Origin of the sequence: Bradyrhizobium liaoningense (assembly GCF_018130785.1) — a bacterium.
Classification (GTDB): domain Bacteria; phylum Pseudomonadota; class Alphaproteobacteria; order Rhizobiales; family Xanthobacteraceae; genus Bradyrhizobium; species Bradyrhizobium liaoningense_A.
On record NZ_JAFCJT010000029.1, the window covers coordinates 36,166 to 59,961 of the forward strand.

Here is a 23,796-nt window from a genome sequence, read left to right on the forward strand (position 1 = left end):
AGTTGGCGCCGCTGTCGCCGTGATGGCAATAGTCGCGGTCACCCCCCGATGCTCCAACAGCCGCGTCGCGCAACTTCACCCGCGACCGACAGATCACCCCGCGAGAAACCACGGTCAATTATAGATTTGAAAGTTTCAAGGTTCGCTTGTGCCAAGCTGCTGTCCTCCCAATTACTGAACTATCGGGTGGCATCATAACATGAGTCCGCCATGCTTTGGGGCGGCTATTGCCCATCGCCTCAGTTGGCACACTGCGCGACTTTGTTCGAAGGTTGGGGTGAGCCCGGAAGTTTCGGATCGACTGAAAAAAAACGACACGATTCCCGTAGAGCAGACATTCCCATCACAGTTCTCGTAATCGACAGCTGTTACTTCGGCGCTACCCGCTTTGTCCCGGATGGACCGCCGTTGTATGACAACCTCGCCACTTGGCGGTGGCGTCAAAATGAATCGGGAAAAAACGGTAAAGGAGAAGGAACGGCGAAACCTCGATCGGGTTGATCGAACACGTGGAGTGCTTCGATGGACAGGACCTCGATCTATGATGAACTGAGCCGTGTTGAACGCGATGTGATCGCAGGAGAGCGCCAGCTTGCAAAACAGGAGAGGCTGGTTCTCGACTTGGAAGAAGGAAGGTCGGAATACTGTAAGTGCTGAAAAGGAGCTAGAACGCTTGCGTGAATGCCAGCGCCTGCGCGACCAGGACCGTCAAAGACTCCTGTCACTGCTGCAACCCTGAGACAGCGAAAAGCATTATCCTTGAAATCCCACCTCGGCCGTTGGCGCGTGTTAACAAGGTGATTGATTAGCCCGCGCTGTCGACTTGAAAGCCCGGATGCGGGCCCTCAGCTGCCTTCCTCGATCGCTCGTGTCGTCGGCTTTCTGCCTCCCAGCGGACTCAATTGCGGACCGCGCGGGATGGCCGTTTGTGACCCGTTGCTGACCTGCTTGGTACCTCCAATCGTCCGCCTCTAGGAGTTGAGATGACGTATGTGCAAAGGTGGACAAGGTCGACTTGTGCATCGCGATGCCCGCCGGCGCTGCAAATTTAGACGAAACTTTTCAGCGGCTTCGCGGTTGTGGGAACCGAAAGGGCAGAGGGTTTCGGATGCGAATGCACGGGCAAGGGCGGTCGACGGGACGGGGCCAATGATGGAGGGTGGAAGAACGGTCTCGGCGCTTGGCCGCGCCGAATTGCTCGCCACTTTGGGCGAATGCATCCGAGAAATTCAGAATCCCGACGAGCTCGCTTATGCAGCCGCGGAATTGCTGGGTCGGACTCTCAATGTCAGTCGGGCAGGCTATGGTACCATCGACACCGCCCGCGAGACCATCACCATCACTAGGGATTGGAATGCCCCAGGCATCAAAACCCTCGCCGGCACTCTGCATTTCCGCGATTACGGTAGCTATGTCGAAGATCTCAAGCGCGGCGACACGGTTGTTTGCGAGGATGCCGAGCAGGATCCGCGCGTCGGTGACCGCGCCAAGGCGCTTGAGGATATTTCGGCACGCGCGCTTGTGAACATGCCGGTTACGGAGCCCGACGGGGTCGTAGCGCTCCTCTATCTCAACAATGCCACGCCTCGCATTTGGACCGAGGTGGAGCTTGAGCTCATTCGCGAAGTGGCCGAGCGGACCCGTACCGCCGTCGAGCGGCGTCGCGCCGAAGCAACCATCCGCGAAAACGAGGCGCGTCTTCTGTTCCTGGATGCGCTCGGCAAGCGAACGGCGGCGAGCCACAACGCCGACGACGTACTTGCGGTCACCACCCGCATGCTCGGAGAACACCTCGGCGTCTCGAGTTGCGCTTACGCTGATATGGATGCCGACGAAGACGGCTTCACGATCCGCGGCGATTGGGCGGCGCCCGGCGCCATGCATATCCTTGGTCACTATAGTCTCGCTGACTTTGGCGAGAAAGCCGTGCGGGAGTTGGGTGCGGGTCGGCCTCTCATCATAAACGATAATCGGAAAGAACTAGCGCCCGAGGAGGCGGCCACCTTTCAGAGTATCGGCATAGGCGCCACCATTTGCATGCCCTTTATCAAGGAAGGCAAGCTTACGGCGCTGATGGCCATCCACCACAAGAGCCCTCATGAATGGACACTACGCGAGTTGGCTCTCCTCAGCGAGGTGACCGAACGCTCCTGGGCCCATATCGAGCGCGTCAGGTTGGAGGAAGCCGCACGTGAGGCTGCCGAGCGCCTGCTTCTCGCCAACAAGGCGGCCGGCATCGGTACCTGGGACTTTGATGTGGTCCGTAACATCTTGCGTTGGGACGCACGCTGCAAAGCGCTATTCGGTCTGCCGCCGAATGCAGATGTTACCTATGACGATGCCTTTCTTGCCGGCCTGCATCCCGAAGACCGCGATCGTGTTCATGAGGCGGTTTCCAAAGCCTTGTCTCCGGGCTCGATAGCCTACAACATCGAATACCGAACGATCGGTATCAAGGACGGTATCGAACGCTGGCTCGCTGCGACGGGCGAAGCCATCGTCGCGGGTGGGCGCGCTGTGCGCTTCATTGGCACCGTGATCGACATAACTCATCAAAAAAGGTCCGAGCGACATCTCCGGCTTCTCAACGATACCGGCGCCTCGGTCGCCCGCGAACGTGACCTCGAGAAGATCGTGCAAATCGTCACCGATGCCGGCGTTGAGCTCAGCGGCGCTCAGTTCGGCGCTTTCTTCTACAACGTGCTTACGGGCGATGGCGGCAGCTATATGCTCTATGCGCTATCCGGTGTCCCGCGGTCGGCCTTCGAGAATTTTCCGATGCCGCGCAACACGGCCGTCTTCGAGCCGACCTTTAATGGAACCGCAGTAATCCGCTCCGACGATATCCTCAAGGACCTTCGCTACGGAAAGAATGCGCCGCGGAAGGGCATGCCTGAAGGCCATCTTCCGGTCCGTTCCTACTTGGCGGTCCCGGTCATCTCGCGATCAGGCGAAGTACTCGGCGGCTTGTTCTTTGGTCATGCGGACCCCGGGCGCTTTCAGATCGAGCACGAAACGGCACTGCTCGGCATCGCCGGCCACGCTGCGACGGCCATCGATAATGCGCGTCTCTTCCAGTCAGCCGAGCGCGAACTTTCGGAGCGCAGACGCGCCGAGACCAATCTGCAGACGCTCAACGCCGAACTCGAGGAACGCGTCGCCAGAGAAATCTCCGAACGCCTGAAGGCTGAAGAGCAGTTGCGTCAGTCGCAAAAAATGGAAGCCGTTGGCCAACTCACGGGCGGCATCGCCCATGATTTCAATAATATGCTGGCCGTCATCATCGGCGGCCTCAATCTCGCAAAGCGCAAACTCGCCAAAGGTGAAATCGATATCGACCGCTTCATTGATGGCTCGATTGACGGAGCCAATCGCGCCGCCACACTTACTCAACGCCTGCTCGCTTTCTCGCGCCAGCAGCCGCTCGCACCCGAACTACTAGACATCAATAAAATGATCTCGAGTATGAGCGAATTGCTCGACCGCTCGCTCGGCGAACTGATCGAGGTCGAAACGGTACTGGCGGCAGGCCTATGGCGTGTCAAGGCTGATCCAGCTCAGTTGGAAAGTGCGGTGCTCAATCTCGCCGTCAATGCACGCGACGCGATGGCGACCGGCGGCAAACTCACGATAGAGACCGGCAATGCCTCGGTGGACGACCGTTACGCGCGCGAGTACGCGCTTGGCGCCGGCCAATACGTTCTCATCTGTGTGACCGACAACGGTACGGGGATGGATGCCGATGTGCTCGCGAAAGCCTTCGATCCCTTCTTTACGACAAAGGACGTGGGCAAAGGTACGGGACTCGGCTTAAGTCAGGTCTATGGCTTCGTTCGCCAGTCGGGCGGGCACGTCAAGATCTATTCGGAACCGCGCGTTGGCACAACCGTCAAAATCTACTTGCCGCGTTACCAAGGAGACGAAGCCACATTGGCCGAAACGGTACCGGATGGGCGGGGCGGCGTAACCGGTCATAGCCGCGAGGTCGTCCTGGTGGTTGAGGACGACGACCGAGTGCGCGCTATATCCTGCGAAACATTGCGCGAGCTCGGGTATACGGTCATCGAAGCGGGCGGCGCACGGGAAGCAATTCGAAAGGTCGAAGCCGGCGCTTCCCCGGATCTGCTTTTCACCGATGTTGTCATGCCGGAAATGACCGGGAGCGAGCTTGCCAAGGTGCTGGTCGGATTAAGGCCTGGTCTCAAGGTGCTCTTCACTACCGGGTACACCCGCAATGCCATTGTGCATAATGGCGTTCTTGATTCCGGCACGAGCCTTCTCTCGAAGCCGTTCAATATCGAAGACCTTGCCACAAAGGTGCGGAGCATCCTCGACAGCCTCTAGTTGCGCGGCTTTTTCGGAGGGAAACGACCGTCCTGGCTATCGTCGTGGACCGGCCTGAAATCGTAAGCTAATCGCTGCTTGCGGGACCAGCACAGCTTGCGCATCGTGTCCGCTTCTGATGCTGTGGACGGCTCCTCCACCGGCACGAGAGTGCCAAGGAGTGGGCGCCGTTTGAGGCTCCCACGATTCGGAGGAGCAGCCTATGCAGTCGATTTCGACAATCGGTCTCGATATCGCCAAGTCGGTCTTTCAAGTGCATGGCGTTGATGCGGCCGGCCAGGTGGTCCTGCGCCGTCAGTTGAGGCGCCGCCACGTCCTGGCATTTTTTCAGAAGCTGGCGCCATGCCTGGTAGGCATCGAGGCGTGCGCATCATCGCACCATTGGTCTCGCGAGCTGCAGGCGCTGGGGCATACGGTACGATTGATGCCACCGGCCTATGTGAAGCCCTACGTCAGCGGCAAAAGAACGACAGCACCGACGCGGAAGCGATCTGTGAAGCGGTTACGAGACCTATCATGCGGTTTGTACCGACCAAGACGGTCGAGCGGCAGAGCTGCCTGATGCTTCACCGGGCGCGCCATCTCTTCATCCGCCAGCAGACTGCCTTGATCAATTCAATCCGGGCCTATCTCGCCGAGTTCGGGATTGTCGCCCCTGTCGGGCGCAGGGGTGTCGAGCAACTGCTGGAGATCGTCGCCGATAGAGCCGACTACCGGCTCCCCGGGGTGGCCCGTGCTTGTGTTGCTGCTCTCGGCAGTCAATTGCGCGCACTGAAGGCCCAAATCCTGGAGTTCGACCGACGCATCATCGCCTGGCACCGATCAAGCGAGACGAACGAGCGGCTTGACGCAATCCCCGGCGTCGGGCCGACGCTGGCAACAGCTCTGGTCGCCGGCATTGCCGATCCCAAGGCTTTCCGATCGGGACGAGACTTCTCGGCCTGGGTGGGGCTCGTGGAGGTGGAAAGGACAAGCTTGGCAGTATCAGCAAGCAAGGCGACCGCTATTTGCGCAGCCTGTTTACAGCTGGCGCGCTCGCCGTGATCCGCTATGCCAAGATCCATGGCACGGGGTATCGGCCTTGGCTTACGGGACTTCTGACGCGCCGACCCACCAAGGTGGCTGCGATCGCGCTCGCCAACAAGATTGCCCGGATGACGTGGGCTATGATGGCCAGGGGTGAGCGCTACAAGGGAGCCCATCGCGCTCGCGGCGTAGCCTATCGCGCCGGACATCCGGTGTGACGTAACGGTTGGGAGGGCGAACAGCACGTAATGCAGCGCCGGTCGATCCGGCGATCAGGACAACCCACTTGGGCCATGGCATCTTCGAATGCGTGCTTTTGACCGGGACCTGATCCGCGGAGGGCATTATGGCCAGCGGTCACGTGAACCGCGCTAACAGGCCGAACACATGGCTGCTCCGACTACCGCCCGCATACGTAAGGAAAACCCTTGCCAACCTGGAGCCGTCCACACATGGCCCATAGCCGACTTCTTGTGCAGTTCTTCGATTGGTCAGCTTGTGACCCGGAACGGACATTCTGAGTGTGAAAGTCGCGCGCCAAGTTTCACTAACTCGGCGGGTTGCAGGTTGTCAGCGCTGACAAGGGCAATCGGCCTGACGCACAGTGTCTTCATTCCATTCGATGAAGCCATCGCCTTCTTCGAAGGTGCGCGAAACATTTTCGCATCCCTGTAACTTGACTTAATCGTGGGGCCTAATCGAAAGGTCGCGATATGGAACCGACCAGCAGAATATCGGACCACATCGATCATAAGACTGCCCGGTCGATCTGTGACGAGGTGGGTGACAGATTGCAACAGAACTTATCTCTCGAAGCCTCGCCTCTGCCGCAGTACCTCGAACGTCTAGTCGGTGAATTGCGCAAACAGGAGCGTCATCCAATTGATGGCGTCGCAGCGCCTGCTAACCGTTTCCTTCATGCGACGCGACGGGTAGTCGCGGCCGTCTGAGCGCGTAAAGAAGAAGCCGTCGCCGCGCTCAACCCGGCGGCGGCTTTTCCGCTAATCTTGTCAGGTATGCAGCCGCCCGATCTTCCTCGTCTCACCACGTTCCTTCTCGGCCGCGTCATCCGCCAAGGCCCATAGCAGCCGCATCCCGGCCGATGGCCCGAAGTCGGCTTCTGACACCCCGGCAGACGCTTACTGGGTTAACTTTTGTTCTGGCGTCGCTCTGGTTCCGGGTGCACACTGGTTCTCTCACCGCTCGGCACCGTGCTTTGATCGGTGATGAGAACGCCGGTCGCGCTCCCGCCCAATTCACGCAGGGAAAGGAGAGTGCCATGGGACGACGCTCACAATCCCACATTGACGACAATCTGGACGTGGAAAGAGCCCGCATCATAGCGGAACTGAAAAATACACCGCCAGGACCGTAGCGTGATCTTCTCGAACTCAAACTGCGCCAGCTCGAAACCGCTTCTCATATCGACGGATGGCTAACGTCGCCGGGCCTACAACCCCCGGAGGAATGAGGCCGTCTCAGGCCAACCGAGGGATAGATCAACGAATTCGACTCATCGAACGATTTGCGAACGCGAGTGTATGTAAACACGCAGTAACTCAAAATGCGGGCTTCAAGCATTGGACGGGCAGCAGAAGCAAGAGTACCGCGCATATAGAACAGGTCAGGGCCAATGGCGCCTGCTTTGAACGGCGCCACGAACCGTCAGGCCGGCCGGCAGCAGCCGCGCCAGATTGGCCTTGCGCTTCGTCAATGGCAGCTGGCGCAGGTCCTCGCCGCCAAGCGCGAGGATGTCGAGCGCATAGAGCTGCACCTCGTGATCGTGCTTATGCGAGCGCAGGGCGTTGAAGTCCGATGCGCCGTCGACGCCGAGCACCACGGCCTCGCCGTCGATGACGAATTGCTGCTCGCGATTCTTTAGCGCTGCCTCGACGATCCAGGGAAGCGCCTGGTCCAGTCGCGGCCGTTGCGGGCGAAGAGCCGCACGGTCTTGCCGCTGCGCTCGACGCGCAGGCGATAGCCGTCATATTTGATTTCGTGGATCCAGTCGGGGCCGGTCGGCATCACCTTGGCGGCCGTGAGCAGACAGAACTCAAACGCTTTCGACGAGAGAAAGGCGCGGATTCATGGATTGCGAATCCGTAGTGGCGGCGGGTGTAAAAAAACACGCGCAGCGCGCTGTTCGCCGGAGGCTACGAAACCGGATGGACTGGATCGCTTATATGGTTGTCGGGCTGTTGCTGCTCTTTGTGGCAGGTAAGTTGTTTTGGAAATGGCTCAACCGAGGGATCTGGCGGAGCTAACGTTTCGACGACGTCAGTGCCGCCATCCGTCCTTGTCGACCTCGGTGATGACATGATGTCGAATGCAGTAGGCGCTGACGTCGTTCGGCCCCTACAGGCTCATGGAAATGATGGCGATCAGGCCGAGAACCGCCACTGCCCATGCCAGCGTCTGGAGCATCCACGGCTGCAACTGCCCGACCTCCCTGATACTCGACAGGGTGCGTCCGGGATCAGTGTGCTAGTTGAGACAGATCAAAAGCTGAAGACGAGGATCGCGACGAGGGCCACGGTGACGGCACCAGCTCCGATAGCAACAACGCGCGCGAGTAGATCATTCCCCATACCAAAGCTTAACTTAGGTTAACTTCGTCCGGCTATGCAGTTCGTGCCAGTTTTTCCCGCCACTGGGAAATTTACGGGTAAGCCCCGGAAATCTGGCGCCCGTGGCCGGACTCGAAACGGCGACACATTGATTACAGGTCAGCCGCTCGACCACTGAGACGACGGGCATAGACGCATAGGCTGAAAAAGCGGCTCCAGCCGGTAGGGGAAGTGCAAGATGGGACGTTGCCTGTCGGCCACACGTCCGACTAAACCAAGACGGTTTGTCGGGATTCGGACAGACGAGCCAGCGCCATTTATTCAGCCTGTCAGCCATTGAAGTGGTGTGATCGGCGGATCAGCCCGGCGGTCTCCTCCAAGGGCCGCCGGGTTTTTCCAATTTGCCAGTGGCTAGGGGCTGACGCCGCGGCGTGAGTGGAGGCAAGTGGCTTGGATAAGGATCTTCATTTCAAAATTGCTGTCATCGCCCTTGGCGCGTTTACGACCGTCTTGGCTATCAGGCTGATATATCCTGTCTGAGGCGTTCCTTCGTTGGCACCACGTCTGCACCCAGCAGACAATCGGCAGCCGGGAAAAACAGGAACCCTGCGTACTTTTGCCGGTTCTTCCCACCGCATGCCCACCATCTATTTCGACATTCTCAGTGATGCCGACAGGATCATCGACGACGAGGGCGTCGAATTGCCGGACACCTGCGTGGCCCGGCAGATGGCTCTGGAATTGCTAGGTCAGGCGATTTTGGATGGATCGCGCCGTGGCACTCCGGGCGTGACCAAAGTCGAACTGCGAGATCAGAACGGTCCTTTTCTGCGCGTGTCAGCCGCTGTCGTGATCGAGAAACTGTAGCGAGATCTCGGTGATCGCGCGCCCCTAAACGGACATTCATCAATGAGCGATTTTCTAAGTCATTCTTCAGCCGATATGTCCGTCTTTCCGAGACGGGACGACCTGCTCAGTAGGACTGAGCAAACCTCGTCGGTCAACGACCGTCGATGGACTGATGGCTATCTGTTGCCAGTCGTATTCTTATCCGTCGCCGGCGCGGCCTCGGTTGTGTGGATCGGCGCCATCGGATGAACAAGTTGGCGCTTGATCAACTGGGTGATTTCATAAGCCGTCCAGCAACGATAAGGCGCGCCGCCACCCGGCTGCGAGCCCTCGAATTCGTGACCGTTGCAGCCTGGCCACGAACGGTTCGGCTAGGAACGTTAAGCTTATTCCGCGATTGAACAGCAAAAGGGAGGACATCATGGTCCGTGACCTTTTGCTCCTGCTCACCGTTTCAATCGTGTTGAGCGCATTTATCTGGAGCATCTTCGGAAATTCGAAAACAAGGTCTGGGCATCCGCGAGTGAAGCATCACTTTCTTTGAATGCCGTTCCGGATTCTTTTCAACCGAGGTCTGAGTTCTTCCGTATATGAGGACCGTCGCTGACGCGTCCGTCGCCCGGCGCCCACTTCAGCGCAGGCAGGCCAGTCTTAAATCTCCTGCGCGCACTCTCGTGCGCCCAGCACGTTCTGCATAGGGTCAGCGGAGGATGGCTGTCGGGGTAGCTCCGGACCTCTCCTGCGGAGTAGCGGCACTTGCCGCTGTCGCAGTTTGGATTGTTGTTTGGATTCTTCACATTGGCCCCAGTCAAGTCGCGATCTGTCTAAAGTGAACGAAGATTGTGACGAGTGCATGCATGGGAAAAGCCTCAGCGCGCCGAAAAGGCGGCTCCAGCGGTAGGGTTGCGAGCGTGCTGGAGCCGCGCAGTCGCGATGTGCAAAGCGCTCTGGGACGAATTGGACTGGCCCGAAGCGTGTTTCAAATGCTGTTCGAGCACCAGCGTTCCTATTGAAGACGTGTTGGGCGGGATAGAACACATGTTACGCCCGCCTTAAAGATCGGGAACAACCGGAAATGCGCGCTGATGCAACTGCGCCGAACGACCGGCGATGTGCGAGGCCGTTTCGTTGTGTGGCGCTGAGAAAAGCAAAACCGCCGCCCACTTAAATATACCGCGAGCGGCGGCTTCCAGCCCGGGACGAATCAGCAAAATCCCGGATATCCACTAAGAGATGCGCGGCGAAAAGGTTCAGCCGCACCACGGGGGTGCTTGTGGGGATGGCGGATTTTGAGCGGGGCTGGCCCCAAGATGGTGGGCGTCATTCGCGACTGCTCGCGCGCGCATAGCGAGTAGTCATGGCAGCGCTCTCAATGTTGTGGTTTTCGGCCTCTGCTGGAGTTTCGAATGGCACCGCTACGACTTCGCCGTTCGGTGCAATCATCACGGCAAGGTACGGGAGCCCCAGCTGGGGCGGATTGTAAACAACGAAAGTTATGCCTGACATTTTCATGTATCTCGCATCCCAGGTAACGGCTGAGCGCCATCTTCCATGCGAAGCGATCTCCCGCTATTGCCCACCGGCCGTATCCCTAGATCAAGGTGAAGGAACTCTTGCGAAACTTTTCGTCGTGCGGGCCTATACAATTCCCAAAAAAGGGCTCCAGCTCAAATGGGGATGAGCCGGGGCCTAGAGGTTACCCTCGGCGAGCCCGAGGGCCGCGACTTTGCCGCCTGGCTTGGCCTCACGCCCCTTCAAAGATCGACAGGTGGCAAACAGAAGCTTGGCGCGACTTCCAAAATGGGCGAGCGCACGCTTAGGCGCCTACTCATCATCGGCAGCAGTGCCGTCGTGCAACAGGCGAGCAAACGCGGCGCGCCGAAGGGGTCTTGGCTCGAACAGATGCTGGCTCGCAAACCGCGCATGCTGGTAACCGTCGCGCTCGCGAACAAGATGGCGCGGATCGTCTGGGCGCTACTTATAAAGCAGGAGAACTACAGGGCTCCGGTCGCAGTCAGGGCGTAAGCCCAGCAGACCTGAGGTCGTCGTAGATGTAGTCGGTCGAAGGAGGGTATGGCACAACAGTCGGCGAGACGGGTCGGAAAACCAGATGTACCCATCGTGCCTAAGAGCACGCATTTATGATTTGGTTCCGGCCCGCGGACTCCCATACGGGCTGCAGCTTCATTGCATCAGAGGCCGGACAGATGGCAGCATCCGACTACGTGCCAATGCTCGTCAAAAACCACTTGCATCTCGCGGGGCGTCCACAGATGGGTACACGGCCTAGCCGGGAGGGTCGTTTCCTTTCGGCTCTTGTAGAAATTTCGGCATGTGTCCACGCGGTTCGCGATTACGTGGGGCAGGGCGCTCGGATGGGAGGCGGCAAAGCTTCGACTGCAGCTCGACGAGATCGGTAAAGACGTCGGCCTGGCGGCGCAGCTCGTCGGCGATCATCGGCGGCTGGCTCGCGATGGTGGAGATCACGGTGACCCGGACGCCACGGCGCTGGACGGCTTCGACCAGGGAGCGGAAGTCGCCGTCACCCGAGAACAGGACCATCTGGTCGATGTGCTCAGCGAGCTCCATGGCGTCCACGGCGAGCTCGATGTCCATGTTGCCCTTGACCTTGCGGCGGCCGGAGGCGTCGACAAACTCTTTAGTCGCCTTGGTGACGACCGTGAGCCCGTTGTAGTCCAACCAATCGAGCAGGGGACGGATCGAGGAAAACTCCTGATCCTCGATGACTGCGGTGTAGTAGAAAGCCCGAAACAGTTCCCCGCGGCTCTGAAATTCCTCCAGCAGGCGTTTGTAATCGATGTCGAAGCCCAGAGTTTTCGCCGTCGCGTAGAGATTGGCCCCATCGATGAAAAGCGCAATCTTGTTAGTCGAAGCGGATGACATGACTTGCGGGCTTTCCAGAGAGCCGATTTAGGTCTTCGCCGATAGACCAGCAATTGAATCCTTGGCTCGATCTCGCAGGACTACGAGACGCGCGAAAAATACTTCAAGCTTCAAGCAATCGCATGGAGAGGAGGAACTCCGCTGCCTCCAAAGAAGTTAGCCCATTACAATTGCTGATTAATGTGGCTATTTTAGGTGGTTGTTTTGGAGTATGCGTCTTATGAGCGATGTGGATTTTCCTGTCTTTGATAGTTCGATCACACGGCGCGGTCGCGGCTGGCGTTGGTGTGTTTCTGGCGAAGCGGGTAAAATCGTCCTGCAGGGTACTGAGCGCAGCCGACCAGCGGCACAGTATATGGCTGCACGAGCGACTTTTTTGCTGCTCCTCACCGCGCCGTACTGGAGACCCAGCAATGTGCTGCTTCCGGTTGACGGATACCCGGTTAAGCTAATTCCCACCGTGCGCCCGAACTCAACTGGCCTGAGATAGCCAAGGTCGAGTGCGCTTGGCTGCTCTCCGACTCTCGACGACGGGAGAAAGCTCTCCATCGCGGTGTTCATGAGAGTGCTCTTAGTGTGGCGTGGCGCGTAGCCGCCGTTGATTGCCTGATCGATCATAGGGGAAGGATCGACGTCGTTGGCCCACATGCGTTCGTTCCAACTCTCGGAGGAGGCGAACCAATTAATCTGTCCAGCGTTGTAGAGCCAAATAATACAGGAGGCTTCGATGTTGGACGTGCGGCTATTGGCAACCTCTCTCGCGGTGTTGGCTGCACTGATGTCAGTTGCCTTAGCAGAACCTGCTAAAGAGAAAATTCAACCGTCCAATGCTCAAACTCCACCCGAAGCACGTCCAATCCGAGTCATCCTCCCGGCGCCTTGGGAGCCCAAGCAAGCCGAACTTCAATTGCCGAAGTAGTTTTCGCTCCGCTGGCTTACACCCTGATGCCGATACGTTCTTAACGTATAGTTACCTACGTCTTCGCTCCGACACGAGCCTTCCCGATTGTGGCGGTAGCGAGTTTTGCCCGGTTGAACTGGCCGACAGTGAAATGTCCTGACCGAAGGCAGATGCAAAGAAAAAGCCCCGCGTTAGGTACGGGGCCTTTCCAAGCTGGTCAGTCGCGTCGCAAAACCACCAGCGCCACCATGAATGCTGTCAGTTGTATAACGCGAATCGCATGACATTGTTCCTTGGCGCGAAGGCTTTCCGACACAACGGCCGATGGGCGGCTTCGTGTAGCCGGACATCGTAGAATACGAACTTGCTGATCTGTATAGGCTTGGTCGCGGGCAGGGAACGGAAGCTTCTTCGTGGTGTTTCATCTTCGGTCACCACAACGCGCCCCCGTGTGACCAATCTCCATGGGCCTCAGTCTTCCCCCGGGACTGGGGCCTTCGGATTCATGTAGCGGGCAAGAAGCAGCCTAAAGAGATGAAAGCAAAAAGGCCGTCAGGGGCGCGCCGAAAATCCGCTTGAAATATCCAGTGACGCCAGACGGTCGTTACTTCATTGTCGCGGCGCTCGGCTTAATTGTACGAGGGTTGTGCAGCGCTACGGACCTTGGGGCCGCAGCTTGTGTAGATAATTTTGCCTGAGCTACCGAAGCGAAAATATAGCCGCACCGGCTTTCCCTCGTAGCTTTGGTAGTCCATCTGAACGCCGTGACCAGTCAGAGCAACGTCATCGAGGGTAAAGGCTGGCATGCGATTAGTTTCGAGCTTGGGCGCCCAGTATGCCGCGATGGCGTTTCGTCCCGTTACGCTCACGCCCTCACAGTCGCATTCTAACACTGCTCCCTCATCATAGAAGTTGAGCAATGCGTTGAGATCGCCACGTCGGCAGGCGTCGAGCCAGTCCACAATGGCGCCAATGGGGTCGAAGTCGTCCCGTGCAATAGACATCCAGAATTCCCTGCAACGCGCCACTACTCCCAGCGCGGGGCATAGCCTCTCGATGATGAACGGGTGTTGAACCGTACGTCCCGCAAAATTACTGAAGCGGCCGACGGCCGCGGCACGGCGGGGAGCAATCATCGAGCTCGCGTGCTGGCACAAACCGCATAGACCTCCACTGTTCGCGGGAGCAGTCTACTACCCGTAGATGTGGATCGGAGAGGCGCTATGATCAGCCCAATCCTCTTTGATATCGCCGTGATCGCGGTGAGCGCGTTCAACGTCGTGTTGGTGGCTTTGCTTATTCTTTCGTTCTGAGGATTTTCGGCGCTGCCCGGCCTTGGGGGCATTTTTCCAGTTTGCTCGAAGGCCGGGCCACATCTCCGGGGGACCGAGGGACCAGCATGGTTCCCAGCGCGCCCTCGGAACTTTGACTCTTTCGGACCCCTCCGGTTCCAGGCCGGCGCAACCCGCGCGCACCATCGGCACTGGCTGCTGCAACGGGTTGGCCTCGTCCCACTGCGCCGGCGTCAACACTCCTCGCTGTCGGGAACCCCAGTCACGAGCAGCTCTCGCGCCAAGAGGGCATGAGACGGTTCTCATCTCTCAAGATTGAAAATGCAGCGTGGTTGCAAAGTGTTGGCCGGTTCATAGTGTGGCGCAATCCTGAGGCCTTATAAACTTTGAAACGACCGTTCGGGAGGCGACGATGATCCCCGATTGGCTTGCACTTCCAGCGACCATCCTTTGCGCATTGTTCTTGACCATCATCGCTCTGATTGCCGTCAGGGCTTGGTAGGCGACGGGACAGGTTCGCCAACAGCGGCGCAGAAGCCGACTCTTCACGAAGTCCGCTAAGGGGCCGCAAGCGGACTCATCGGGGGCAGCAGGACCGATAGGGACGCGCGTTTCATCGCGCGCGCTCCGCACAAAACCGTCCTGGCGCGGATGCAGGATCGCGAGATCAGCGGACCGGCAGCATCAAATGCTCGTATTGCGTGCCAGGCCACATCACATAGGGCTTCGTTGGGTCGGCCTTCGCGTCGCGTGGATAACCATCCAACATCTTAGCGCCAGAGCCCACGATCATTACGTGTGCGCCGGTTTTGATCCAATTGTTGCCGGGCTCTTCTTTTGTTGCATAGGGGTCGGTGTTGCTTGCGCCTCCGTCCCCTTGCAGCATGTACATGAACCCTACCTTATTCGCCGGTGGCTCCTTGTGCTCCATCCATGCCGTCGCCCATTCCATCGCGTTTTGATCGCCGCACATCGGGTCGGGGTTGGCCGGATCGGCATGGCCCGGCATGCACGTCCACTGCCCAGTTCCTTTGCGCAAGGTCCGCATCTTGCCGTCGTGATCCATAGCGACGATCGTTGCGTCTTTGGCGATGGCCTGGGGTGCCGCGGACAAGGACAGCTTAATCAGCTCCTCGTCGGTCATCTTGTGGCCGGTTGACTGTTGAGCGAAGGCGTAGCTCGGCATAAGCGCGAGGACAAATAGAGTTACATGCGCCAGCGATTTCATCGCGAAATCCTCCATGAGTTTTCGCTGATGCCAGCCGCGGAGTAGCCGGAGGCCGGCGTCTGCGCTGAGGTCTTGCACGTAGTTATCCTAGCCTCCTTTTGAGCTCCTGAAACGCGCCATTTGGCCGCTGCGGAACGATCAGCGCCGGCACTTCCGCTCAGGTCAAAAGCGAACAACTCAGCGTAAGCAAATCTCGTCCGCTGCGCCCCACTAAGCTGACCACAGTGAGGGGCTTCGCCACTTCGCTGTTAGGGCAAGAAGCCAAATTGACTCGGCGTCACGTCAAAAAGCAAAGCATGCCGAGGAATTGATCGGCACCTAAGTGTACTTCCGGTTGAACCTTCGCTCGCTTCCGATGACCCACGCAAACGGGCTAGGAAACGGAGGTTTCCATGACCAGTTCCAATGGACACCCAGTGCATCTTTATCGGTTGATCGTAGCCGGCATGGTGGGATTGTGTGCGGTCACATTTTTCGGCATCAACACAGCCTATTCACATGACCTGATGCGACCTGAACTGAACGCTTGGTTCAAAAGTCTCAAGAATAGGGCAGGTGAGCCGTGCTGTGATGGTGGGGACGGCCAACAGGCGGAGGCCGAGTGGGATATGGCAAAAAATGGCTATAGAGTCCTTCTGAAGCATCCGCATCGGCCAAACGAACCCGGGCAATGGTTTGACGTGCCAAACTCTGTCGTAGTCAACGGGCAGAACCTCAGCGGCAGGGCGATGGTTTGGTGGTGGCCGTCATACGACAATGGAAGAATGACCCCTTTGTGGAGGTGCTTCATTCCCGGACCGGCGGGATAATCCTCGCTGGGAAATCAATAGCACCGTAAGTAAGTCCGCCATGGGTCGAGCATCGCGGCGCCGTCTCACCTTGGTCCGATCAAAGTCCTAAAGCCGACATCACGGCGTTTGAGCCGGTGAACAGCTAAGGGCCAAAGAAGCGAATTGCATCGTGACCAGCGCAAGGGATTTCCGGTCTAGGCAGTGTGTGCGCCTTCGCACTCTCCCATTTGTCAACGTGGTTGACGGTAATTGCCCGGAATTGCTGTTCCGCGAACTATTGGCTGGACTCTTCCGGCAACCAGCTGACTTTGCCTTCGCAAAACTGGTCGTGGTGGTTGAAGCTCGGCGCGTGGATCGGCTGCATTAGCGATGTCATGACGCGCGAGATGGACTCCCGAGGTGAACGGCGCCGTTGAAGTTGCCATCGCCTGCACCTCTTTCGTAATGAAACAATGGCCGGCCACAGCGCGACCGGTGACGGCGTCGTCATGCTGGCGGGAGTGCAGCCGCGGCAGACGACCGGGAGAGATGATCTAATCATTCGGAAAGGGTTATCCAACAGAGGAGTATCCTATGAAGTTGGCTCAAACATCAACACTGCTCATTTGTCTGCTCGGCGCGCCGGGAATTTCGTTGGCCGCGGACGCCAAGGCGGACGTGGCGAAGGCTTACGCCGCTTGGGATGCTGCATTCAACAAGCACGACGAGAAAGCCATCGGCGCCTCCTATGTCGCGACGGCAAAATTGATGCCGCCCACACAGGTCGCGTCGGGTCCGGCCGAGATCGAGAAGTTCTTTGCCGGACTCTTCGCGAGCGGTGTGACGGATCACAAGTTGGAGATGATCGATGCCGGCGGAGACGACAAGGTAGTCTTCGGCATAGCCAAGTGGAGCGCTACGGGTAAGGACAAGGAGGGCAAGCCGTCTCCCTTCAGTGGTTTAGCGACGCACGTCTTCGAACGCCAAGCCGACGGATCGCTCAAATTGAGGCTGCAAACATTCAACTAAAGCGGTCGAAGGCTTAATCGGTCGGGCGAGGGGGCGGCCTTACCGGACACCCAAAAGAGCTACTTGTCTCCGGTGCAAGATTTGTCCGGGTGGAGTCAAACCGCGGCTTGGCGGGGAGGGCAGTTCTTGCCGAAACGGGGACATTTGGTCTGATCGGCACGTCTCCGAAGAGCCAAGATCAGCGTGATCGTCGGATTCGGTCGCGGCGTGGACTTGCTACCTACGATGACGCGAGGATTCCGCAACTATCCTCTCATACAACCACCATCTTTACGCGCCAGTGCGGCTGGGGTCATTTGGAGCAACGGCCTCCTTGAACAGCTCAACCTTGCCGCGAGTGTTGTCTGTTACCGCAAAAACCTCGCAAAAATCGATCTGCGGCTTCATGCCGTAGCGCTCGATGATGCCCTCGAGCCACGGCCCGGTGTAGAACACCTTGGCGTCTTCGATGCGCTCCCACTGGTACACGCCGCCCGCCCAGCCGCTTTCGGACCAGATGAAGTGCTTGCTGATCAGTCCCGTCACCTCGCGGAAGTTGGGCGCGATCTTGTGAAAGTGCTCGCGACAGGCGGCGCAGTCGATCTGCGGCGGCAGTTTGTATCGTACAACGGCGGTAATCATGCGTCCTCCTTGTAATTGTGTCCCCGGCGCAACGTTGATGGCATTCCCGGGATCAAGCAAGCGAAGCGGGAAGCCGATGAGTCAAATGCGCAAAGTCCAACCAGTAGCTTCCGTTCTGCTGCGACAAGCCGACTATTCCAGAGCATGATGGACTTCGCCTTAGAAGTTCAGCCTTATCATGCTCGTGGTACAGACGGCCCTCAATTCGCGCAGCGCAGACACCATGCTGGTGCGTGCGCACGGCCGTAATGTTGTTCAATGCTCGCGCCGATCGCGATCAAATGCGACAGACGTTGCCATGAGTAGGTCAACACGATTGACGAGAGCCTTGATCGCCGAGCAACTATCTCCATCCAATTTTTTGCGTTAATGTGCCCCTCTTCACACTTGTGTAGCCGACGGGCTCCGATGATGCCCAAGGAGAGGTGAGCTAAGGCGCCGCGAAGCGCCGCCCGGTTCTATTCCATTCACACGCGAGTTTTGGAGCGGCACATGGAAAAGCGCGAGATTGGCAACAGCATAACGGAAGGTCTGACCGAAGCGAAGCGGGGCGCCTTCTCCCGCCGCTCGGTGCTGACGTTGGTTTGCACCCTCGGCGCTGCGGCGCCGTTTGGAATCTTCGGAGCGGCTCGCGCGCTGACGGCATCCGGGACTGGATCGCTGTCTTATATTCCTGGCGAGCCTCTTATTTGCCGCGCCGCGGCGAACAGTGAAGAGCTGCAGGGCCCACCTCGTCAACTAAAACTCGCCTGGAACGCGAACGCGGCGTGCACGGTCGCTGCGGCAGTCGCAAAGGAACGGGGTATCTTCGCCATGCACAATCTCGACGTCGATTTCGTCAATTTCGGCGGTACCACCGATCAGTTGCTGGAGGCGATTGCAACTGGCAAGGCGGATGCCGGTTTGGGATTGGCCCTGCGATGGCTCAAACCGCTGGAGCAAGGTTTCGACGTTCGGATCACCGCCGGTGTGCACGGCGGCTGCATCCGGCTCCTCGGCTCCAAGGCTGCGAATATTGACAGCCTGGAGTCCCTGCGCGGCAAGGCTATCGCCATTAGCGATCAAGCGAGCCCAGCGAAGAACTTCTTTTCGATCTATCTCGCCAAGAAGGGCATCGATCCGGCCCAAGAGGTGGAGTGGCGCCAGTACCCGGCCAATCTGCTCGCGCTTGCCGTCGATAAGGGCGAAGTGCAGGCGCTGGCCGAGATAGATCCGCTGCCCTATCTGTGGCTTAAGGAAGGTAAACTTAACGAGATCGCGACGAACTTAACGGGTGAATTCGCCGACCGCACCTGCTGCGTTCTCGCGGTACGTGGCAGCCTCACCCGAAGCGAAATGCCGGTGGCGGCCGCTCTGACACGATCGATACTGGAAGCGGCAGATCGAGTTGCCAGCGATCCCGCCGATGCCGCGGCAATCTATTCGGGCTACGGCGGGAGAGGGTCCGTAGAGGATCTCGCCACTATGTATCGTAGCCATACTCACCACAGGCATCCCGTCGGGGCGGAGCTCAAGAAGCAACTTTTACTCTACACCGATGAACTCAGAGCAGTGAACGTCATCAAGCGAAGCACTGACCCGGCCAAGTTCGCCGACCGGATTTATCTTGACGTTCTAAGCTGAGCCGATTTGGGAAGATCCGCAGTGAGCTCGGTCATCGATGAAGTGCCGAGACCATCAGAGAAATCGGGTTTCGGCTTTTTTGAAAGTTCGACCACTCGGTCGTTGATCGGCGGACTGTCTGTTGCCGCCGCATGGTCTATGGTCGCCGTGCTCGCTGCGCTCTGGCCGGATAAGCCCGAGAGCGATTGGGCCTACACGGGCGGCTTCGCCATTGCCTGCGGCGCGTTGGCCCTTGCGCTCGCTCTGGTAGCCTTTGCCGGCGTTCGTTTTGTTGCTTTTCAGCGTCTCCAGCGGCTTTCTCCGTGGCTGTTCGCGCTCGCGCTGTTTTTGGCTGCTTGGGAGGCCGTCACAGCAAAGCTTGGATTGCTGCCGTTGCCGTTCTTTCCGCCGCCGCAGGCCATTGTCGAAGTCGTAATCGATGATTGGGGGCGACTGGCTGAAGGCATCTTCGCCTCAGCGCGTCTGCTCGCGACCGGTTATTTTCTCGGTGCGGCGGTGGGATTCGTAACCGGCGTCGCGATCGGCTGGTCGCGGCTCGCCGGTTATTGGATCCACCCAGTTTTGCGGTTCATCGGCCCGCTGCCCGCGACAGCTTGGCTGCCGCTCGCATTTTTCGTTTTCCCGTCGAGCTTCAGCGCCAGCATTTTCCTGATTGCGCTCGCCACCGGGTTTCCGGTCACCGTGCTGACCTGGTCGGGTGTCGCCTGCGTGAAGAGCGCCTATTACGATATTGCGCGGACGTTGGGAGCAACCCAGCGCTTCCTCGTGCTCAAGGTTGCCATTCCGGCGGCAATGCCACATGTCTTTGTTGGCCTGTTCATGGGTCTCGGCAATTCGTTTGCGGTTCTTGTCGTAGCCGAGATGCTGGGCGTGAAGGCGGGGCTCGGCTGGTACCTGCAATGGGCACAAGGTTGGGCGGCCTATGCCAATATGTACGCCGCGCTGCTGCTCATGGCGTTCTTGTGCTCTGGGCTGATCACGCTGCTGTTCCGCTTGCGAGACCGCTTGCTATCCTGGCAGAAAGGTCTGGTGCGATGGTAGCGCCGATCGCAAGCGATCACGCGGCCCGTGGATCGACGCTAACGCTCCGCGAAGTGAGCCACAGCTTCGATCTCGAAGGGCAGCCCCTGCCGGTATTGGACCGCATCAGCCTTCAGGTCGGCCGCGGCGAATTTGTCGCTCTCCTGGGTCCGAGTGGGTGCGGAAAATCGACCCTGCTGCGGCTGGTCGCGGGGCTCGACACTCCAACAACCGGATCCCTGCTAGCGGAGGGAAGAGAGATCGAAGCACCCGATCCGTCGCGCGTCGTCGTTTTTCAAGATCCAACGCTCTATCCGTGGCGGACGGTACGGAGCAACGTTGCGCTCGGCCTGGAAGCCCGCGGGTTGCTACGCACTCATGGCGGGCGTATCGAAGACGCCTTGCGCCTGGTGGGGCTCACGGGCTTCGCAAATGCCTACCCGCACCAGCTTTCCGGTGGCATGGCGCAACGCGCGGCTCTGGCGCGTGCGCTTGTCAACGATCCAAAGCTGCTTATTCTCGACGAACCTTTGGGCCAGCTCGACTCGCTGACGCGCATCGCAATGCAGGCGGAACTCGTATCACTTTGGCAGCGCTCGCGCTTCACGGCGCTGCTTGTCACGCACGATGTCGAGGAGGCGCTCTTGCTCGCCGGCCGCGTCATCGTGCTGAGCGACCGACCTGCGCGGATCAAGGCCGAAGTCGTCAACAGCCATTCCTATCCTCGCCACCGCGGCGATCCGCACTTCGTTGAGCTTCGTCGCGAGGTGTTCGAGCAACTCGGCCTCGATGAGGCATGGTAGCCGTCAAGTCGCCGTGACAGATCTTCTCATACGCATCACAGAGCAAGCAGCACGGCGTGCTCGCCGCGATTGCAATGCGATTGTGTTAGCAGCTATGTACGACGGATCACCGCTCCTCCAACTGGAGCGACCAAGGCGCTGAAACCCCAGCAATTTTAATCGATCCTTATGAGGCATGCGCGAGTAGCTACGGTGACAAGCTACAAACAATTGGCCCAAACGTGAGCAACGCCGACAGAAGGTAACACTTTAAGATCGGCGGCACGCGTCGTGCGGCGGGGAGTTCATTTGCCCGGCGCACTCGCGAATTTGATAAAGCGACTTGTTCCACGAAACAGTGATGGGATGTGCATTGCGGGTGCACGCCTGCGAGGAATCGCCTCAGGGCTCGTGGCCGGTTGTTCAAGGGCGTCCGACGAGCAACGGCAGCACGTCTGCGCCGCCTGCCATGAGGGGATTCGACGGCTCGAAGTGTTCCCGCAATTCTCGCTTCCGGACGAGTGAGCGCGCATCCAGAAACGCATCCTTCAGACTAACGGCTTTCCGGAGCGCGACGTTGAAAAAAGCGTCGCCGAAATAGGTCCACTTGGCCTTGTCCTGACAGCCGAACGACGGATGGTTGGCATCGGCCGCGGTGATGACCAGCACATCGGGATTCGCCAGATGCGGGATAAAGACCCCGGAATAACAAGCCGAGATGACAACCACTTTGTGTCGCACACCTGTTTTCGCGAGCATGTTGCTGAGACGAGATGGCGTGAGCGTCTCTGTGTGCCGCCCCGCCTTGATTGCGAGGCCGTCTGGAGAGCCATGCGAGGTGAGAATCAAAAAGAGAACGTCTTTCTCAGCATCCAAGCGGTTGGCTGCCGCCTGCAACGACCTGGTCAGCGCTTCGATCGTTGCATTTCCGCCCTTCTTGGAATTGTACTCCACATTGATCGGGCCAGTCTCGAAACGGCCGGCTACGACCTGAGCTGCACTGGTCGCCTCGGATCTAAACACGCCTTGATCCCCGAACAGGCCAAAGGACACCACGCCAACCTTTCCAGCGTCCTCAACAGCATGTACGGACGAAACTAACGGCCAGATGGTCAGAAAAAAAGCGACGAGCGGCGCACCGAGCCAACTGATCGAGGACCTGGAGGTCATAGCGAACCTCGTTTCGAGATCGCCGCGAGAGAACTACCGCGCAAAACAAATGGTAAAAAGCCAGTTTAGTTCCATCCTTCGGAACGGCACGCCCATGAGCCCGGAAATGCGAAGTGGCAGCACCTGAGGACGAGGTCGAAGCCAAGAAGCGCGCCAGATCCTTAGCTGATGGGTGCGACGTAGAACTATGGTGTCAAGATCGAAAGATTGCGGAATTAAGACCGCCTCAGTTGGCGGCCTCTTTCGTGCTCACCATCTTGCTACGTCACCTTATGGCCCATCGCTTGCGTGAATGCGGTGCAGCTGGTCTGTCCTCACGCCCAGCTCTATTCTTCAGCCGACGACGTCACGGTCGATCGCAAAATCATCAAGTAGGAGTGAAGTGCCTCCCGAAAGCAGGCTGGCGATCAGCTCTGCCGCGAGAAAGCTGAATGTGATGCCATTCCCGCCGTAGCCGAAAGCAGCAAAGACATTCCTGCAACCAGGAACTCTCCCAATCAGGGGTAGCCCGTCACTGGTGGTGTTGAAGGCGCCCGACCAGTTGAAGGCCACATCGCCGGATGCCTGCGGCCAAAGCGCTTTCAGAGATGCCCTGAGCGCCTTCACCTTGTCCGGCGTCGCTGCATCGCGGGCGTCTGGCTGAATGAGAGTGTCATCATCCTCGCCACCCATGATGATCCGGCCGTCCGTTGTCGTACGCGCATAATGATAGTTCTGAGACGCCTCCCAGATCAGTGCTTGCTCAGGCCAGAGATTGTGTGGCTGCGGGACCGTTGCGATCGCCCAGCTGGACGCTGGTTTTTGGGCTCTAGGGCGCACAATGTCCGGCATCACATAACCGGTCGCAAGCACCACGTCGCACGCCTCAACCGACAGTCCGCCCTCAAGACCGACAGTCACGCCCGATCCGGCGCTGTAAAACGCAATCGCATCGGCTTTGAGCAGACGAGCGCCGCGCTTGACAGAAATGCCGAGCAGGCCGCGCGTCAGTCGCACGGGATCGGCGTCGGCCGCATCGCTTGACAGGATCGCGGCAGCCCGGCCGACCGTGAAACGTTGCAGCAATCCGGCATAGTCGAGCAAGTGAGACGGCAAATCGGCGCGGGACCTGACTGCATACTCGTCGTTGATGAGTTTTGGACTATCGCCCATGGCAAGATAGAGCGAAAGCCGCGGCCGCATCTCGCAGGGAATTCCATGATGCGCGACGAGCGACATCAATGCCCGCGTTGCACCGTGGCTCGCGCGATAGCAGCGAATTGCCTTTTCAAACCCGTAGAGCTGCGTGAGTTCGAGAAGCGGACGGTCGATTTCCCACAGCAGCATCGCCGTGCTTGCGACCGTGCTACCGAGGCTCGGCAGCTCACGATCGATCACCACCACTTGCCGGCCCTGCCGGGTCAGGCGTTCGGCGACCAGAGCGGCGGTGATGCCGGCGCCAACGATCAGCACATCGCAGCGGAAACTCTCCGTCACAGGCTTGATGTTCGGGGGTGGTAGATGGGCCCACGGCGAATATGGGCTTCGCAGCTCGTCCTGTTCGATGTTGTCGTCTTTAAAGATAAGACGCTCCCACAAACGCTCGGGCACCGTAAGGGCAACTCATCAAAGGTTGTGGCGTTCCCTACAGCGCAGCTGAGGGATTGTGGACCTCAAATGGGATCCGGCGC

The 23,796-nt window shown here is 58.8% G+C and carries 15 protein-coding genes, 1 tRNA gene and 2 pseudogenes; 9 read left to right on the plus strand and 9 right to left on the minus strand.

Annotated elements, in window-relative coordinates:
* Window positions 1-1,152: 1,152 nt before the first annotated feature.
* Complete coding sequence (locus JQ627_RS34145) at window positions 1,153-4,344, plus strand: GAF domain-containing protein (protein WP_212488769.1); 3,192 nt, start codon at window positions 1,153-1,155, stop codon at window positions 4,342-4,344.
* Window positions 4,345-4,546: 202 nt separating this feature from the next.
* Window positions 4,547-5,588 (plus strand): annotated as a pseudogene (locus JQ627_RS34150) (IS110 family transposase).
* A gap of 1,406 nt (window positions 5,589-6,994) precedes the next feature.
* Here the strand turns inward: JQ627_RS34150 and JQ627_RS34155 are convergent.
* The 3 genes from JQ627_RS34155 to JQ627_RS34160 all read right to left on the minus strand — a co-directional run bounded on the left by JQ627_RS34155 (window position 6,995) and on the right by JQ627_RS34160 (window position 8,125).
* Window positions 6,995-7,207, minus strand: coding sequence for a hypothetical protein (locus tag JQ627_RS34155; RefSeq protein ID WP_312015836.1), 213 nt, complete (start codon window positions 7,205-7,207; stop codon window positions 6,995-6,997).
* 41 nt (window positions 7,208-7,248) lie between these two features.
* A complete protein-coding gene (locus JQ627_RS39565; RefSeq protein WP_283817158.1) occupies window positions 7,249-7,395 on the minus strand; it encodes a hypothetical protein in 147 nt (48 codons plus the stop codon).
* 656 nt (window positions 7,396-8,051) lie between these two features.
* Window positions 8,052-8,125 (minus strand) — tRNA-Thr (locus tag JQ627_RS34160).
* A gap of 364 nt (window positions 8,126-8,489) precedes the next feature.
* Here JQ627_RS34160 and JQ627_RS34165 point away from each other — a divergent pair.
* Together JQ627_RS34165 and JQ627_RS34170 are read left to right on the plus strand one after the other, a co-directional pair.
* Window positions 8,490-8,804, plus strand: coding sequence for a DUF6894 family protein (locus JQ627_RS34165; protein WP_212488741.1), 315 nt, complete (start codon window positions 8,490-8,492; stop codon window positions 8,802-8,804).
* Window positions 8,805-10,502: 1,698 nt separating this feature from the next.
* Window positions 10,503-10,811 (plus strand): annotated as a pseudogene (locus JQ627_RS34170) (transposase); the annotation flags it as partial.
* 261 nt (window positions 10,812-11,072) lie between these two features.
* On the opposite strand, the gene JQ627_RS34175 reads toward JQ627_RS34170, so the two are convergent.
* From JQ627_RS34175 to JQ627_RS34185, 3 genes are all read right to left on the minus strand, one after another.
* Complete coding sequence (locus tag JQ627_RS34175; RefSeq protein ID WP_212488742.1) at window positions 11,073-11,690, minus strand: NYN domain-containing protein; 618 nt, start codon at window positions 11,688-11,690, stop codon at window positions 11,073-11,075.
* A 1,530-nt stretch (window positions 11,691-13,220) separates the two neighbouring features.
* A complete protein-coding gene (locus tag JQ627_RS34180) occupies window positions 13,221-13,727 on the minus strand; it encodes a nuclear transport factor 2 family protein (protein ID WP_249143627.1) in 507 nt (168 codons plus the stop codon).
* Between the two features lie 823 nt (window positions 13,728-14,550).
* Window positions 14,551-15,189 carry a hypothetical protein gene (locus tag JQ627_RS34185; protein WP_212488743.1) on the minus strand — a complete coding sequence of 213 codons (639 nt, stop codon included), beginning with the start codon at window positions 15,187-15,189 and terminating at the stop codon, window positions 14,551-14,553.
* A gap of 314 nt (window positions 15,190-15,503) precedes the next feature.
* Here JQ627_RS34185 and JQ627_RS34190 point away from each other — a divergent pair, with 314 nt between their 5' ends.
* Both JQ627_RS34190 and JQ627_RS34195 read left to right on the plus strand, forming a co-directional pair.
* Window positions 15,504-15,920 (plus strand): hypothetical protein, encoded by a 417-nt coding sequence (locus tag JQ627_RS34190; protein ID WP_212488744.1) that lies wholly within the window; start codon window positions 15,504-15,506, stop codon window positions 15,918-15,920.
* Between the two features lie 555 nt (window positions 15,921-16,475).
* Complete coding sequence (locus JQ627_RS34195) at window positions 16,476-16,910, plus strand: nuclear transport factor 2 family protein (protein ID WP_212488745.1); 435 nt, start codon at window positions 16,476-16,478, stop codon at window positions 16,908-16,910.
* Between the two features lie 270 nt (window positions 16,911-17,180).
* Here the strand turns inward: JQ627_RS34195 and JQ627_RS34200 are convergent, their stop codons facing one another.
* Window positions 17,181-17,531 (minus strand): hypothetical protein, encoded by a 351-nt coding sequence (locus JQ627_RS34200; protein ID WP_212488746.1) that lies wholly within the window; start codon window positions 17,529-17,531, stop codon window positions 17,181-17,183.
* 492 nt (window positions 17,532-18,023) lie between these two features.
* Between JQ627_RS34200 and JQ627_RS34205 the strand changes: the two genes are divergently transcribed.
* The 3 genes from JQ627_RS34205 (at window position 18,024) to JQ627_RS34215 (ending at window position 20,977) form a co-directional block, all read left to right on the plus strand.
* Complete coding sequence (locus JQ627_RS34205; RefSeq protein WP_212488747.1) at window positions 18,024-19,154, plus strand: ABC transporter substrate-binding protein; 1,131 nt, start codon at window positions 18,024-18,026, stop codon at window positions 19,152-19,154.
* Between the two features lie 102 nt (window positions 19,155-19,256).
* On the plus strand, window positions 19,257-20,195 hold the full coding sequence (locus JQ627_RS34210) for an ABC transporter permease (RefSeq protein WP_249143633.1): 939 nt from the start codon (window positions 19,257-19,259) through the stop codon (window positions 20,193-20,195).
* Entirely contained in the window at window positions 20,189-20,977 is a 789-nt protein-coding gene (locus JQ627_RS34215; RefSeq protein ID WP_212488748.1) for an ABC transporter ATP-binding protein, read from the plus strand. The genes JQ627_RS34210 and JQ627_RS34215 overlap by 7 nt, the downstream gene beginning before the upstream one ends.
* Window positions 20,978-21,379: 402 nt before the next feature.
* On the opposite strand, the gene JQ627_RS34220 is transcribed toward JQ627_RS34215, so the two are convergent.
* Window positions 21,380-22,126: a C13 family peptidase gene (locus tag JQ627_RS34220; RefSeq protein WP_212488749.1), complete on the minus strand. Its 747-nt coding sequence runs from the start codon at window positions 22,124-22,126 to the stop codon at window positions 21,380-21,382.
* A gap of 333 nt (window positions 22,127-22,459) precedes the next feature.
* Window positions 22,460-23,578, minus strand: coding sequence for an FAD-dependent oxidoreductase (locus JQ627_RS34225; RefSeq protein ID WP_312015841.1), 1,119 nt, complete (start codon window positions 23,576-23,578; stop codon window positions 22,460-22,462).
* Between the last annotated feature and the right edge of the window lie 218 nt (window positions 23,579-23,796).

Excerpts from the sequence above, each read along its gene's own strand:
- JQ627_RS39565 (WP_283817158.1), bottom strand. The coding sequence starts at position 7,395 with ATGCCGACCGGCCCCGACTGGATCCACGAAATCAAATATGACGGCTAT.
- JQ627_RS34180 (WP_249143627.1), bottom strand. The coding sequence starts at position 13,727 with ATGATTGCTCCCCGCCGTGCCGCGGCCGTCGGCCGCTTCAGTAATTTT.
- JQ627_RS34145 (WP_212488769.1), top strand. The coding sequence starts at position 1,153 with ATGGAGGGTGGAAGAACGGTCTCGGCGCTTGGCCGCGCCGAATTGCTC.
- JQ627_RS34200 (WP_212488746.1), bottom strand. The coding sequence starts at position 17,531 with ATGATTACCGCCGTTGTACGATACAAACTGCCGCCGCAGATCGACTGC.
- JQ627_RS34195 (WP_212488745.1), top strand. The coding sequence starts at position 16,476 with ATGAAGTTGGCTCAAACATCAACACTGCTCATTTGTCTGCTCGGCGCG.
- JQ627_RS34220 (WP_212488749.1), bottom strand. The coding sequence starts at position 22,126 with ATGACCTCCAGGTCCTCGATCAGTTGGCTCGGTGCGCCGCTCGTCGCT.
- JQ627_RS34215 (WP_212488748.1), top strand. The coding sequence starts at position 20,189 with ATGGTAGCGCCGATCGCAAGCGATCACGCGGCCCGTGGATCGACGCTA.
- JQ627_RS34175 (WP_212488742.1), bottom strand. The coding sequence starts at position 11,690 with ATGTCATCCGCTTCGACTAACAAGATTGCGCTTTTCATCGATGGGGCC.
- JQ627_RS34190 (WP_212488744.1), top strand. The coding sequence starts at position 15,504 with ATGACCAGTTCCAATGGACACCCAGTGCATCTTTATCGGTTGATCGTA.
- JQ627_RS34205 (WP_212488747.1), top strand. The coding sequence starts at position 18,024 with ATGGAAAAGCGCGAGATTGGCAACAGCATAACGGAAGGTCTGACCGAA.